15 protein-coding genes are annotated in these 14,154 nt (G+C 63.3%); 8 read left to right on the top strand and 7 right to left on the bottom strand.

Translation table 11 applies throughout. From position 1 onward, the window contains the following. Nucleotides 1-69: 69 nt before the first annotated feature. From holA to AC2FNA_RS11590, 4 genes are all read right to left on the bottom strand, one after another. Nucleotides 70-1,098, bottom strand: coding sequence for a DNA polymerase III subunit delta (holA, locus tag AC2FNA_RS11605; RefSeq protein ID WP_496826652.1), 1,029 nt, complete (start codon nucleotides 1,096-1,098; stop codon nucleotides 70-72). Then, entirely contained in the window at nucleotides 1,095-1,586 is a 492-nt protein-coding gene (lptE, locus tag AC2FNA_RS11600) for an LPS assembly lipoprotein LptE (protein WP_234138389.1), read from the bottom strand. The genes holA and lptE overlap by 4 nt, the downstream gene beginning before the upstream one ends. Next, nucleotides 1,573-4,131 carry a leucine--tRNA ligase gene (leuS, locus tag AC2FNA_RS11595; RefSeq protein WP_496826650.1) on the bottom strand — a complete coding sequence of 853 codons (2,559 nt, stop codon included), beginning with the start codon at nucleotides 4,129-4,131 and terminating at the stop codon, nucleotides 1,573-1,575. Before leuS ends, lptE begins: the two co-directional genes overlap by 14 nt. Nucleotides 4,132-4,207: 76 nt before the next feature. After that, entirely contained in the window at nucleotides 4,208-4,714 is a 507-nt protein-coding gene (locus AC2FNA_RS11590; protein WP_496802546.1) for a DUF3576 domain-containing protein, read from the bottom strand. A 298-nt stretch (nucleotides 4,715-5,012) separates the two neighbouring features. Between AC2FNA_RS11590 and AC2FNA_RS11585 the strand changes: the two genes are divergently transcribed. Beyond that, nucleotides 5,013-6,005, top strand: a complete 993-nt coding sequence (locus AC2FNA_RS11585) for a porin (RefSeq protein ID WP_496826648.1) — start codon at nucleotides 5,013-5,015, stop codon at nucleotides 6,003-6,005. A gap of 106 nt (nucleotides 6,006-6,111) precedes the next feature. Continuing rightward, a complete protein-coding gene (locus AC2FNA_RS11580; RefSeq protein ID WP_496826646.1) occupies nucleotides 6,112-6,771 on the top strand; it encodes a YggS family pyridoxal phosphate-dependent enzyme in 660 nt (219 codons plus the stop codon). On the opposite strand, the gene AC2FNA_RS11575 is transcribed toward AC2FNA_RS11580, so the two are convergent. Further along, entirely contained in the window at nucleotides 6,755-7,255 is a 501-nt protein-coding gene (locus tag AC2FNA_RS11575; protein WP_496826644.1) for a L,D-transpeptidase family protein, read from the bottom strand. The two genes, AC2FNA_RS11580 and AC2FNA_RS11575, sit on opposite strands and share 17 nt — an antisense overlap. Next, nucleotides 7,252-8,343 (bottom strand): GTP cyclohydrolase II, encoded by a 1,092-nt coding sequence (ribA, locus tag AC2FNA_RS11570; RefSeq protein ID WP_496826642.1) that lies wholly within the window; start codon nucleotides 8,341-8,343, stop codon nucleotides 7,252-7,254. Before ribA ends, AC2FNA_RS11575 begins: the two co-directional genes overlap by 4 nt. A 166-nt stretch (nucleotides 8,344-8,509) precedes the next feature. On the opposite strand from ribA, the gene AC2FNA_RS11565 reads away from it, so the two are divergent. The 6 genes from AC2FNA_RS11565 (at nucleotide 8,510) to AC2FNA_RS11540 (ending at nucleotide 12,815) form a co-directional block, all read left to right on the top strand. Next, nucleotides 8,510-9,196, top strand: a complete 687-nt coding sequence (locus AC2FNA_RS11565; protein WP_496826640.1) for a response regulator transcription factor — start codon at nucleotides 8,510-8,512, stop codon at nucleotides 9,194-9,196. Between the two features lie 199 nt (nucleotides 9,197-9,395). Then, a complete protein-coding gene (locus AC2FNA_RS11560) occupies nucleotides 9,396-10,184 on the top strand; it encodes an exodeoxyribonuclease III (RefSeq protein ID WP_496826638.1) in 789 nt (262 codons plus the stop codon). 96 nt (nucleotides 10,185-10,280) lie between these two features. Then, complete coding sequence (gene trxA, locus AC2FNA_RS11555; protein WP_496826636.1) at nucleotides 10,281-11,198, top strand: thioredoxin; 918 nt, start codon at nucleotides 10,281-10,283, stop codon at nucleotides 11,196-11,198. A gap of 27 nt (nucleotides 11,199-11,225) precedes the next feature. Next, on the top strand, nucleotides 11,226-11,870 hold the full coding sequence (locus tag AC2FNA_RS11550) for an LON peptidase substrate-binding domain-containing protein (RefSeq protein ID WP_496826634.1): 645 nt from the start codon (nucleotides 11,226-11,228) through the stop codon (nucleotides 11,868-11,870). Then, nucleotides 11,867-12,055, top strand: a complete 189-nt coding sequence (locus AC2FNA_RS11545; RefSeq protein WP_496826632.1) for a Trm112 family protein — start codon at nucleotides 11,867-11,869, stop codon at nucleotides 12,053-12,055. Before AC2FNA_RS11550 ends, AC2FNA_RS11545 begins: the two co-directional genes overlap by 4 nt. Beyond that, nucleotides 12,048-12,815 carry a Stf0 sulfotransferase family protein gene (locus AC2FNA_RS11540; RefSeq protein ID WP_496826630.1) on the top strand — a complete coding sequence of 256 codons (768 nt, stop codon included), beginning with the start codon at nucleotides 12,048-12,050 and terminating at the stop codon, nucleotides 12,813-12,815. The genes AC2FNA_RS11545 and AC2FNA_RS11540 overlap by 8 nt, the downstream gene beginning before the upstream one ends. A gap of 34 nt (nucleotides 12,816-12,849) precedes the next feature. Here AC2FNA_RS11540 and AC2FNA_RS11535 read toward each other — a convergent pair whose 3' ends face one another. Then, a complete protein-coding gene (locus AC2FNA_RS11535) occupies nucleotides 12,850-14,112 on the bottom strand; it encodes an FAD-dependent monooxygenase (protein WP_496826628.1) in 1,263 nt (420 codons plus the stop codon). Between the last annotated feature and the right edge of the window lie 42 nt (nucleotides 14,113-14,154).

Here is a 14,154-nt window from a genome sequence, read left to right as displayed (position 1 = left end):
TTTTGGTGATCCCGATGCAGGATGGGGCCGGCGGGCGCGGGGTCAAGCCCTGCGTGCGAGGCCGTAACGTCACCGTGACCGGGACAGCCACGCCAACCGGATCATCGCCCGCTCGACCAGCGCCATCTGGGGCGCCGATTGCCCGGCCGAGCGCAGGGCGAGGTCGGTATCGGTCAGCACCGTCAAAGCTGCCTCCAGCCGCCTTGCGCCCCATCGCTGCGCCTGGTTCAGAATACGGTCACGGCGCGGACCAAAGACTGGCGGGCGCAATGTGCCGATGCCCTGCGCCGGGCCACCGGGCGCCGACGCACAGGCATAGAGCGTGCGGAAATGTCGGGTTGCCCCGATACACAGGCTGACCGGTGTCGTGCCCTGGGCCTGTAGACGACGGATCAATGGTCCTATCTCACCCTCCTTGCCCTCGGCTACCACGTTCAGAACGTCATCCAGCGCCGCCTCGGTCGAGCGGGGGGCACAGGCCGCGATGTCCTCGAGCCCGAGTGGGGTCGCATCTCCCAGCTTGTAAAGCGCAAGCTTTTCCATCGTCTGCGCGAAATCGCCCGGCCCCAGATCGCGCGCCAGATCGGACAGGATTGTCATCGGCTCGGGCGGGACGTCGCGGATGCCGGCGGCGGTCAGCATCCGTTCGATCTCGGCCCGCGAGGGCGGGTCGTCATAGATGCCGGCGGCATAGGCGTTGGGATGGGTTTCGAAGGCCTTGCGGATCTTGGAACTGGGCTTCAGCTGACCGGCGGTCAACACGATCTGCGCATCGCCCGGCTGCCAGTCCTCAAGCGCCGCCAGAACCGCGGGGGCCGAGGTTTCGGGGCAATCCTCGACAAAGACAACGCGCGGGCCGGGAAAGAAACCGGCCGCTTTGACCGCGTCCAAGAGTTGTGCCGCGTCCTTGCGCAACTCGGCCCCGGGCATCCGGGTCAGGCGCATCTCTTCCTCGCCATTTGGGCCGAGGAGAGCCGCGATGATCTGCTGGCGTTTCAGCGCGATGCGCATGGCATCGGCCCCGTGGATCAGGATGCCCGTCTTGCCCGCGTCGGGTCGGGCGAAATAGCCATCCGCCTCGCGCGGGGACAGCTTCATGCCGGTTGGTCCAGCGTTGCGTAAAGCTGGGTGACCAGTTGATCCGAGAGAATCACCATCAAGCGCTGGCGCGCGTCCCGTTCCCCCGCCAGCGTGTCGACGGTCGATCCGGTGGCGGAATAGCCGGTGAAATTGCGGACCTCGCCCGAGGCCATCACCGCGCCGCTTTCCTTGTCGGTCAAGGTATAGGCGGCGGTGCCGACGATGGAATAGCGCGTGGTGTCGTTCGAGGCGGTGATCGCCTGCCCCTGAGAGGCGGTGCGCACCTTGACGTCCAGCAGATAGTCGGTGCCGGCGGCGGCGGTCCGGCCCAGGCTCTGTTCCAGATTCTGCACCAGCCAATAGCTTTCGACATCATCGGGGGCCGAAACCTCGACTCGGCCGCGCAGCGCATCGCCCGCGCCCCCAGGGCCATAGACTGGTTGAAAGCCGCAGGCGGCCAGCGCAAGCGGCAGCATCAGCAGGGTTCTGCGATTAAACGACCACATTGACGATCCGGCCCGGCACGACGATCACCTTTTTCGGTGCGGCGCCATTCAGCGCCTTTTGCACAGCATCGGTGGAGAGCGCCAGTTTTTCAACCTGCGTCTTGTCCATATCGGCGGGCACGCTGATTTCCGCGCGGCGCTTGCCGTTGATCTGCACCGGCAGGGTAACCAGCGCATCGACCAGCATCGCCTCGTCCGCGACCGGCCACGGGGCTGCCGCGATCAGACCTTCGCCGCCCTGATGAGCCCAGATGTCCTCGGCCAGGTGCGGGGTCATCGGCGACATCAGTTGCGCCAGCGTCATGATTGCCTGCCTCTGCGCTGTTGCACCGGCCTTGGATTTCGCCAGGGTGTTAGTGAAGGCATAGAGCTTGGCAATCGAGGCGTTGAAGCCAAAGCTTTCGATCCCGTTGGTCACGTCGCGGATGCATTTGTGCATTTCGCGCAACAGGTCGTCGTCACCTTCACCGGGCGCGGTGGTGTCCATCGCGGCGATCCTGTCGCACAGGTTCCAGACCCGGTTCAGGTGCTTGTGCGCGGCCTCGGCACCGGCATCGGTCCATTCAACGTCGCGTTCCGGCGGGCTGTCGGACAGCACGAACCAGCGCGCGGTGTCGGCGCCGAAGCGGTCGATGATGGCCACCGGGTCGACCACGTTGTTCTTGGATTTCGACATCTTGGCCGAGGGGATGATCTCGACCTCGGTACCATCTTCCAGATAGCCCTTGCCACCTTCGAGACGCACAGCCTCGGGGTAGTGATAGACCGGGCGGCCATCGGCGCCGGTGGTCTTGTAGATCGCATGGGTCACCATGCCTTGGGTAAAGAGCGCGTTGAACGGTTCTTTCGATTTCTCGGGCAGATGGCCGCAGATATGCATCGCGCGGGCGAAGAAACGCGAATAGAGCAGGTGCAGGATCGCGTGTTCGATGCCGCCAATATACTGGTCGACATTCATCCAGTACTCGGCCTCGGCCATATCGGTGGGCGTTTCGGCGCGCGGCGCGGTGAAACGCGCGAAATACCACGAGCTGTCAACAAACGTGTCCATCGTGTCGGTTTCGCGCCGGGCGGGCTGACCGCAGGACGGGCAGGCGCAGTCGCGCCAGGTCGGATGACGGTCCAGCGGGTTGCCGGGCACGTCAAAGGTGACATCGTCGGGCAGCCGGATGGGCAGGTTTTCCTTTTTCTCGGGCACCACGCCGCAGCTATCGCAGTGGACCACGGGAATCGGGCAGCCCCAATAACGCTGGCGCGACAGGCCCCAGTCACGCAGGCGGAACTTGGTCACGCCAGTGCCCAAGCCCTTGGCCTCCATCCAGTCGATGGTGGCGTCGATCGCCTCTTGTCCGGTGGCTACATCCAGCCCGGCGAAATGGTCGATCCATTTCACCTTTTCGGTTTTCAGGGGCACAAAGGCCTCGGTCGCGACCGGCTTGGGATCGTCGAGCGCCATAAAGGTGTCGATCACTGGCAGGTCATATTTGCGGCAGAAATCGAGGTCGCGCTGGTCATGCGCCGGGCAGGCAAAGATCGCACCGGTGCCGTAATCCATCAGGATGAAGTTGGCGACCCAGACCGGCAGTTCCCAGTCGGGGTTCAGCGGATGACGCACGCGCAGCCCGGTATCTGCGCCCAGCTTCTCGGCTTTTTCGATGGCTTCCTCGGTGGTGCCGCCCTTGCGCATCTCGACCACCTTGGCGGCAAGGTCGGGGTTTTCCGCCTCCAGCGCCTTGGTCAGCGGGTGGTCTGGCGAGATGCCGAGGAACGAGGCCCCCATCAGCGTATCGGGGCGAGTGGTATAGACGTCGAGCGTGTCAATGCCATGGGTGGGTTCGGTCAGCGCCCACGAGAATTGCAGCCCGCGCGATTTACCGATCCAGTTGGCCTGCATCAGCTTCACCTTGGCGGGCCAGTCATCCAGCGTGTCGAGCGCGTCCAACAACTCGCCCGACATATCCGAGATCTTGAAGAACCATTGCGTCAGTTCGCGCCGTTCCACCAGCGCGCCCGAGCGCCAGCCGCGCCCGTCCTCGACCTGTTCATTGGCCAGAACGGTCATGTCGACCGGATCCCAGTTCACCACCGCGTTCTTGCGATAAACCAATCCCTTTTCGAGGAAATCGAGGAACAGCGCTTGCTGCTGGCCATAGTATTCCGGGTCGCAGGTGGCGAACATGCGCGACCAATCGAGGCCAAAGCCCAGTGGCTTCATCTGCGCGACCATCGTGTCGATGTTGGTGTAGGTCCAGTCCTTGGGATGGCCGCCGCTGGCCATGGCTGCATTCTCGGCCGGCATGCCAAAGGCGTCGAACCCCATCGGGTGGAGCACATTGAACCCGTTCGACAGTTTGTAACGCGCGATCACGTCACCCATCGTGTAGTTGCGCACATGGCCGATATGGATGCGCCCCGACGGATAGGGGAACATCTCGAGCACGTAGTATTTCGGCTTGTCCGCGGTGCGCACGGCCTTGAAGATACCGGCCTTGTCCCAGGCCTCTTGCCATTTGGCTTCGATTTCGGTGGCGGAATAGCGCGACATGGCGGTTCTGGTCCTTGATGAATGCAAACGCCGGGCGTGAACCCGGCGTGGTGATAAAGCGAATTGGCGCGAGGTTCTAGAGTTTGTCGTCGCCGATGCGCAGCTGACGCGCGCGCGATAGAATCGCGTCCTCGACCGCGCGGGCGGTCGCAGCATTGACCGGAGCACCGCCACTGGTTTGCAGCGACACTTTCAGCGCGCGAGCTTCAAGCGCCGGATCCTTGATGTGCACGGTGGCCCTATAAGAGCGTCCGCCGCCCGGCGGCGTGCCATAGCCGGTGACGATCACGCCGGTGAACGGATCGACTGACTGAATCGGCAGAAAGCTGAGCACATCCAGCGATGCCGCCCAGAGATAGCGGTTCACCTGGACGGTCTGTTCAGCCTTGGAGGGGCCGAAAACGTCCCAGATCGATGATTTCTCGTAGTTGGTAGGCGCGCTTTCGCGGTTGTTGGTGATATAGGAATCGTCCGCCGGAGGCGCATCGGCGATCCGCACGCCACCACCACGGTTGCCGCAAGCGGCCAGGCCCAGGCCCAAGGCAAGCACGAGGGTGGTTTTGAACGCGTTCTGCAAGGTCATTGGACGGTCCCACTGCTTTCTGTTGGGAAATGTCCTACCCAAGCCGCGTAAGGGGGGCAAGCCTCTATAGGGGGAACGCGCGCGTACGAGGCGGATTTGTCCGCTTTCTGATGGGCCGTGAGGGGGAAAATCCGCTGCCGGGTCACCGGACTGTGGCAAAGCTGCACCATCCGTGACGACTTTGCGCCGGGCTTGCCGCCAAGACTTGCAAACAGGGGGGCGAAAGAGCGAAACCCCTGTCCATACCCACGCCGGATTCACTGGTTTGGGCGTATGAATGAAAACCGAGGGAAACACGATGAAAAAAGTTCTCTTCGCAACGACTGCGCTGATCGCTACCGCAAGCGTCGCAGCAGCAGACGTTCGTCTCAGCGGTTACGGCCGCTTCGGTCTGGACTACAACGACGCCAACGACCGCGCCGTGAACGGTGTCTCGAAGACCACCATCACCAGCCGTCTGCGTCTGCAGTTCGACATGTCGGCAGAAACCGACGCCGGTGTTGCGTTCGACGCTCGCTTCCGTGCACAGGCCGAAAGCCGTGACAACACCCCGGGTGGTGCAATGTTCAACGGCGCTCGCTTTGGTGTGTCGTACCAGGGCTTCCGCGTGAACGTCGGCAACATCATCGGCGCAATTGAAAACATGCCCGGCACCTACCTCGAGACCCGTACCGCAGGTATCGGTATCGACGGCGCCAGCTTCTACTCGCACGTTGGTAACGTGAACAACGAGTTCTTCAACTGGGATGCATACTCGTCGGCAGGTACCGGTGTGAACGGCATCGAAGCTCTGTACTCGACCGGCGGCTTCACCGGCCACCTGTCGTACTCGACCCGTAACGGCGCCGTTGCTTCGGACCGTATCGGCGTGATGCTGGCCTACAACTTCGGTGACTGGACTGTCGCAGCTGCGCACCAGTCGTCGGACGCCATGTGGGAAGACAAGACCCTGGTGTCGGTCGCATGGGACGGTGGCCAGTTCGGCGCACGCGTCGCATATGCTGACAACGACGGCATCTCGAAGTTCGGCATCTATGGCAACATGGACATCGGCTCGGCTTCGAACCTGCTGGTCTTCTACACCGACGAAGACGCAGTCAGCGCAGCTGACGTTCTGGCCGGTCGTGGCGACAACCGCGACAACATCGCCGGTTCGAACCAGAACGAAGGTGGTTCCTATGGTATCCACTACTCGTACGACCTGGGCGGCGGCGCTTCCTTCGAAGCAGGCTACCGTCGTGCGTCGAACGACAACGACACCTTCCAGGCCGGTGTGTACTTCAGCTTCTAAGCTGTACACCGCTTGACGGTATCGAATGGGGGCAGGTCTTCGGACCTGCCCTTTTCTTTTGCGCCGACATGGTGTTTTTCTGCGGCAAGCCAGATCGGGGGACGACATGTCACTGCAAGAGATAACGAACCGCATCGCCAGGGCCGAACAGGCCGCGAACCGGCCAGAGGGGTCGGTCAAGCTGATCGCGGTGTCCAAGGTGCAACCCAACGAGCGCGTCGAGGCGGTGCTGGAGCAGGGGCATCGCATCTTCGGCGAGAATCGCGTGCAGGAGGCGGCAGGAAAATGGCCTGCCTTCATGGAGCGGTACGAGGGTGTGGAACTGCATTTGATCGGCCCGTTGCAGACCAACAAGGCACGTCAGGCGATGGAACTGGTGCACGCCATCCATTCGGTCGACCGGCCCAAGCTGGCCACCACGCTTGCCCGGCTGGCGCAGGAACTGGGCAAATGTCCCGACCTGTTCATTCAGGTCAACACCGGCGAAGAGGATCAGAAGGCCGGGATCATGCCGGCAGAGGCGGACGGCTTCATCGCCGAGTGCCGCGCGCTTGACCTGCCGGTGCATGGGCTGATGTGTATTCCCCCGGTCGAAGAGGAACCCGCGCTGCATTTCGCGTTGCTGGCCAAGATCGCGGCGCGCAATGGGTTGAGTGGTCTCAGCATGGGGATGAGTGGCGATTTCGAAAGCGCCATCGCGCTGGGGGCAACCCATGTCAGGGTCGGCTCTGCCATTTTCGGCGACCGGGTCAAAGCGGCGGGATGATCAACCGCGTTCCGGGCCGCACCCGGCGCGCGAGCCAATGCAGATTGGGGCGGTTGAAGGCCACGCAGCCCTCGGTCGGATAGCCGGGCCTTCGCCATTGATGGACAAAAATGGCTGAGCCGCGCCCAGGTTCCGCTTCGGGCCAGTTCCAGTCGGTCACCAGCACCAGATCATAAAGCGGATCCGCGCGGCGCAGCCGTTCGTGGCTGTGCCCGTAGGGCTTGCCTACAAGGTGGTTATAGGCCGCATCGCCCATATCATCCGACCACAGATCGCCCGGACCGATGGGCCGTGCCCATGGGGCAGGCGGCGCGATTCGGTCAGCGCGATACAGCATGCCGACGATGCGATGGATACCGACGGGGGTCGCCCCGTCGCCCTCGCGCTTGTCGGTCCGGATGCCGCCCTTGCCGATGGAACAGGGAAGATAGCGGCCCCAGAACCGCACCCCGCGCGGAGTCAGGACCAAATCCTGCGGGTTCACAACATATGGCCCGATTTGGCCGCCTTGGTCGCCAGATAGCCCCGGTTATGCGCGGTCTCGCCTACCTTGAGTGGCACCCGTTCCGTCACCGCGATGCCGGTACGTTCCATCATGGCGATCTTGGCGGGGTTGTTGGTGAGCAGGCGAACCGATTTGAAGCCCAGCGACTTCAGGATGTCCGAGCCCAGCCGGAAATCGCGCTCGTCATCCTCGAACCCCAGCCTGTGGTTGGCTTCGACCGTATCAAATCCTTGATCTTGCAGGAAATAGGCGCGCATCTTGTTGGCAAGGCCAATGCCGCGCCCCTCTTGGTTGAGATAGAGCAGAACGCCCGCACCTTCTTCGCCCATCTGTGCCAGCGCGCCGCGCAACTGTGGGCCGCAATCGCATTTCAGGCTGCCCATCAGGTCGCCGGTGAAACAGGCCGAATGCAATCGCGCCAGAACCGGCTTGTCCCGGTCGGGGCGGCCGATTTCCACCGCGTAATGCTCTTCGCCACCATCCTCGGGACGGAACACATGCAGGCGCCCGGCCTCGGAGACCTCCATCGGCAAGCGCGCGGCCGAGACCACGTGCAGCGGGCTGCGTTCGGACAGGTGAGGCGCGGCTGAAGCGTGGTCGATCGTGGTCAGCCCGTGCGCGGCGGCGAAATCACGCCCCTCGGGCAAATTCACCAGCACCGCCGCCGGCAGCAGGCGCGCGGATTTCGTCAGGCTGATCGCCAGTCGGTGCAACCCGGCCTTGCCTTGCCGCAACGTGGTCAGCGGCCCCTTCATCGGCGTGTTCAGATCGTCCGATGGATCGGCCACCGCCTGGACCCAGCGCAGATCGGCCCCGGCGGGCAGGCTTACCCGCGCTAGATCGCCGTCATAGGCGCGCGCCTTGAGCGTTTCCGCGCGGCGCCCGGTGATGGCAATGACCGGATCGCCCAATTGCCGCATATCCGCCAGTCGCTCCGCAGTCAGCGTTTCGGCCGCCAGCGCCAGAGTGCAATCCCCGTCCTCGTCCCGCAACACGACAGGCACCCCCATGCGCAGGTCGGCACGGGCGCGCGCCAGAAGCTCGGTGACATCCGGGATCAGACTCATCGGGTGTTATCCTATAACGTTCACGGCATTTACCTAGTCGCTGTCGGCGGAAATGTGAAATAAATCTCGCAAGTAAAACACGACCGCGTGAGAGATATGCAGCAAAACTTGCCGAATTCGTGCTGCGCCCTCACCTGTTGCGAAACGAAATCTGGAGGATGCGGGTATGGCGCAGCTGAAAAAAATCCTGCTGGTAGATGACGACGACGACCTGCGCGAGGCGCTGAGCGAACAGCTGGTCATGACCGAGGATTTCGATGTCTTCGAGGCCGAGACCGGTCATGCGGCATCGGAGCGGACCAAAGAGGCGATCTATGATCTGGTGATTCTGGATGTGGGTCTGCCCGATACCGATGGGCGCGAGTTGTGCCGCCTGATGCGCAAGCAGGGCGTCAAGAGCCCGATCATCATGCTGACCGGTCATGACAGCGATGCCGATACCATTCTTGGTCTTGATGCCGGTGCCAACGATTACGTGACCAAGCCGTTCAAGTTTCCGGTTCTTCTGGCTCGTATCCGTTCGCAATTGCGTCAGCACGAGCAATCCGAAGATGCCGTTTTTCAGTTGGGGCCATATACGTTCAAACCGGCGATGAAGATGCTGATCACCGAAGACGAGCGCAAGATTCGGCTGACCGAGAAAGAGACCAACATCCTCAAGTATCTCTACCGTTCGACCGATGGCGTGGTGCCGCGCGACGTGCTCCTGCACGAGGTCTGGGGGTATAACGCCGGGGTCACCACCCACACGCTGGAAACCCATATCTATCGCCTGCGCCAGAAGATCGAACCAGACCCGTCGAACGCGCGGCTTCTGGTTACCGAATCCGGCGGATACAGGCTCGTGGCGTAAATTGAGATATTGATTCAGGTCAAAGTGGAATCTTTGTGGTACCTTTAACCTGACCCCAACCCGCGCATGTCCGGGTCATGACATGCACCTCCCTGTTGGACTGGCCGGGCCTTGTGCCCGGCCCTTTTTTTATACAGGCCATGGACATCGCCGGGTCAGGCGATAGGTTTCGCCGGACTGGATGAAAGCGAGACGCGCCATGCCCTTTACCCTTGCCACCTGGAACATCAACTCGGTCCGCCTGCGCGAACCCATCGTGTGCAAGCTTTTGGCCGAGGAAGGGCCTGACATCCTGTGCCTGCAAGAGATCAAGTCGCCGGTCGACAAGATGCCAGTCGAAAGCTTTGCCGAACTGGGCTACCGGCACGTCGTTGCGCACGGGCAAAAGGGCTATAACGGAGTCGCCATCCTGTCGCGCCTGCCGATCGAGGAAGTCGCGCGCGAGGATTTCGCCACCCTCGGCCATGCCCGCCATGTCGCGGCGCGGCTGGAAAGCGGGGTCACCATCCACAATTTCTATGTCCCCGCCGGTGGTGATGTGCCCGACCGCGAGGTGAACGAGAAGTTCGGCCAGAAGCTAGACTACCTGACCGAAATGCGCGACTGGTTCCACGCAAACAGTCCCGAGAAATCCATTCTGGTGGGTGATCTCAACATCGCCCCGCGCGAGGATGACGTCTGGAGCCACAAGCAACTCCTCAAGATCGTGTCGCACACGCCGATCGAGGTCGATCACCTGGGCCAAGTGATGGATGCAGGCAAATGGGTCGACATCACTCGCCAGGACATCCCCGAGGGTCTTTTGTATTCCTGGTGGTCCTACCGGGCCAAGGATTGGGATGCCGCTGACAAGGGTCGCCGGTTGGATCATGTCTGGGCCACGCCGGATATCGCGAGTGCGGGCCATTCCAGCCGTATCCTGCGCGACGCGCGCGGGTGGGAGAAACCCAGCGACCACGCCCCGGTTTTTGCTAGTTTCGACCTTTGATCGAATAGAATCCGGCCCCAGGAGAGAACTGAGGCCTTGGTTTCCCTGCATGTCAGGCGCATATAGGGGCCAAATCCGAACCGGAGAAAAGAGACGATGGAACTTCTGAATGGCGCGGGCGCAGCCCCCGCAGGCGATCTGATCAAGGACACGAATGAAGCCACCTTCATGGCCGACGTGGTCGAGGCCAGCCAGACGGTTCCGGTGATCGTCGATTTCTGGGCGCCCTGGTGCGGCCCGTGCAAGACGCTGGGTCCCGCGCTTGAGGCCGCCGTGACCGCCGCCAAGGGCGCGGTGAAGATGGTCAAGGTCAATGTCGATGAAAACCAGATGATCGCAGGCCAGATGCGGATCCAGTCGATACCGACCGTCTATGCGTTCTATCAGGGCCAGCCGGTCGACGGGTTTCAGGGCGCGCTGCCCGCGTCTGAGATCAAGGGCTTCATCGACCGTGTGGTCGCCGCCGCCGGTGGAGAGGCCCCCGGCGCCCAGCTTGACGAGGCGGTTGCCGCCGCCGAAGAGATGCTGGAGCAGGGCGCCGCCGCCGATGCGGCAGAAACCTTTGCCGCGATCCTCGGCGAAGAGCCCGACCATGCCGCCGCCTATGGCGGGCTGGTGCGCGCCCATATCGCGCTGGGCGATCTGGATCAGGCCGAGGCAATCCTGAACGGCGCACCCGCGGCGATCTCGACCAAGCCCGAGCTTGAGGCCGCGCATGCCCAGCTGGAACTGGCGCGTCAGGCGTCGAATGCTGGTCCTGTCGCCGAACTTGCCGCTGCGGTTGAGGCCGATCCGAACAACCACCAGGCCCGGTTTGATCTGGCTCAGGCTTTGCATGCTGCTGGCCGGACCGAAGAGGCGGTTGCCGAACTGCTCGACCTGTTCCGCCGTGACCGCGAGTGGAACGAGGGCGCCGCCAAGGCGCAGCTGTTCACCATCTTCGATGCGCTCAAACCCAACGATCCGATCGTACTCAATGGCCGGCGCAAACTCAGCTCGATGATATTTGCCTAATCCCGCGATAGAGCTACAGTTGAAGGCATGATGCAATCCGCTGACCTTCCCGACACGTTGGCGGTTTTTCCGCTTCCCGGAGCGCTGCTGCTGCCCCGGTCTCGGCTGCCGCTGCATGTTTTCGAACCGCGCTACCTGCAGATGCTGGATGACGCATTGCGCACGCCGCAGAGGCTGATCGGTATGGTACAGCCCAATCCCTGTCGTCAGGATGGCGGCAAGTTGCACCAGATCGGTTGTGCCGGGCGGGTCACTCAGTTTTCGGAAACCGAGGACGGGCGGTACATGATCACCCTGACCGGTGTGTCGCGCTTTCGGATAAAGTCCGAGGTTGACGGGTTTGCACCCTATCGCCGCTGCACCGTCTGCTGGAAAAGCTTCGATCACGATCTGGCTTCTTCCTGCGCGCCCGATCCCCGGTTCGACCGGGATGCCTTCCTGCGACTGCTGCAAAGGTTTTTCGAGGCGCGCGACATGTGCACCGACTGGGACAGCCTGACCCAGGCCGATGATGAGCTGCTGGTCAATTCGCTGTCGATGCTGCTGGATTTCACGCCCGAGGACAAACAGGCCCTGCTCGAAGCACCCTGCCTCAAGACGCGGCGCGAAACGCTGGTCACCCTGATCGAATTCGCCCTCTGCGGTAACAGTGGCAAGGATCCCCTGCAATGAGTGAAACCGCCACTTCCTTTGACCGCCGTATGCTCGAGGCGCTGGTCTGTCCCGTCACTCATGCCACGTTGGAATACGATGCCGAGGCGCAGGAACTGGTGTCGAAGGGGGCCAAGCTGGCCTTTCCGATCCGCAACGGGATCCCGGTGATGCTGGTGGACGAGGCGCGCCCGCTGGATGACTGAACGGCCTGCGGCCTATATCCTCTGCGGGACGCCGCGCAGCGGCAGCACCCTCCTTTGCGGCTATCTGGCGGCCACCGGCGTGGCCGGAGCCCCCGATTCCTTCTTTCGCACACAATCCGTTGATTGGTGGGCCCAGGATTGGGGCCTGCCCGAGACGCTGCGCCCTGGCGCGGCCGGATTTGACCGTGCGTATCTGGATTCGGCGCTGGTCGAGGGGCGAGGCGGGACGCCGGTATTCGGGCTGCGCCTGATGCTCGAGAATCTGGGCGATATGCTGGGCATGCTGGACCATCTCTATCCCGGACTGCCCGGCGATACTGCCTTGATCGAGGCGGCATTCGGACTAACCCGCTATCTGCACCTGCGCCGCCGGGACAAGGTGGCGCAAGCAGTGTCGCGGGTGCGGGCCGAGCAATCGGGGCTCTGGCATATTGCGCCCGATGGGCGCGAGATCGAACGGCTCGCCCCCCATCGCGACCCGGTCTACGATTTCGACGCGATCGACGGCCATGTGCGCGCGCTTGAGACTTATGAAGCGGGCTGGACCGACTGGTTCCTCGCCCAGGGTATCACTCCGCAGGGCATCGACTATGAGGACCTCGCGGACACGCCGATAGAGGTGGTCTCGGCCATTCTTTCGCATCTGGGTCAGGACCCGGAGCGGGCGCAGGGCCTGACCCCGGCGGTTGCCAAACTCTCCGGCGAAGAAAGCCGGGACTGGGCGCACCGGTACCGGGCGCAACGCGAAGGACGCGCCTGAGGCGAGGACGCCTGCCAGGGCGGAGGAGCCGCACTCAGATCGCGCGGCCCTGCATCAGTTTCGGCAGGTCACCGGTCAGCCCAGCCGCCTCGCGCACGAAACCGCGCCGCAGGCCGGGGAAAGCGCCGATCACGCCCATGCCGACATCGCGGCCCAACCGCAAAAGCGGGTTGTCGTTGGAAAACAGCCGGTTGAAGGCATCGGTCGCCAGTGCCAGCGTCGCCGTGTCGAACCGGCGCCACTGCTGATAGCGCTCCAGCACTGGGGCTGCGCCGATATCCTCGCCCCGGCGTACGGCCAGGATCAGAACCTCGGCCAGCGCGCCCACGTCGCGCAGGCCCGCGTTCAGCCCCTGACCGGCAATCGGATGCATCCCGTGCGCCGCATCTCCCACCAGCGCCAGCCGTTCGCCGACAAAGGCATTGGCGACCGTCAGGTTCAGCGGATAGGTAAACCGGGCACCCTCCAGCCGGATCTCGCCCAGAAAATCGCCGAACCGGGGCCGCAGGATTTCCAGGTATTCCGCCTCGGGAAGGGCGTTGATGCGGGCGGCGGCCTCCGTCCGTTCGCTCCAGACGATCGAGCTGCGATTGCCGGGCAGCGGCAGGATCGCCAGCGGCCCCGGCGGCATGAAGAACTGATGCGCGATCCCATGATGGGGCCGCTCATGCGCGATGGCGCAGACCAGCGCGGTCTGGCCGTAATCCCAGCCGGTCCGCTTGATGCCCGCGCGCGCGGCGGTGCCACTCTTGCGCCCGTCGCAGCCCACCACCAACCCGGCGCGCAGGTGCGAGCCGTCGGCCAGTGTCAGCGTAACGCCGGTTCCATCCGTCTGTTGGGCGATAACGGCGGTGCCGTTCAGCCGGGTGATGCCCGGCTCCGCCTCCATCGCGGCCAGCAGCGCACGCCGCAGATAGCGATCCTCGACCATATAGCCCATTGGCCCTTCTTCGATCTCGGCATGGTCGAAATGCAGGAAGAAGGGGGAGGGGCCGGCGCCGGCATGACCGTCGCTGACCTTGATCTCGAGCATCGGTTGGGCGGCACCCGCCACGTGATCCCAGACACCCACAGCGGCCAGCAGCCGTTGCGAGGCCAGCGCCAGCGCATAGGCGCGGCCATCGAATGCGGCGTCGGTGCGCAGCGGGTCGGGCAGGGCATCCACCAAGGTAACGCTTTGCCCGCTCTGGGCCAGTGCCAGGGCCAGCACCGGACCGTTCAGCCCGCCACCCACGATTGCGATATCGGCTCTATGTTCCATGAGTCGCAATATGCGCGCCGGTTCGGGATTGTCCATGCGCAGTCCTGTCGCTACCGTCGCGGCAACAGCAAGCGGGAG

Source organism: Ruegeria sp. YKSD163, assembly GCF_059612905.1.
Note: the sequence above shows the minus strand (reverse complement) of the source record. Positions and strands in the feature narration are given on the sequence as shown.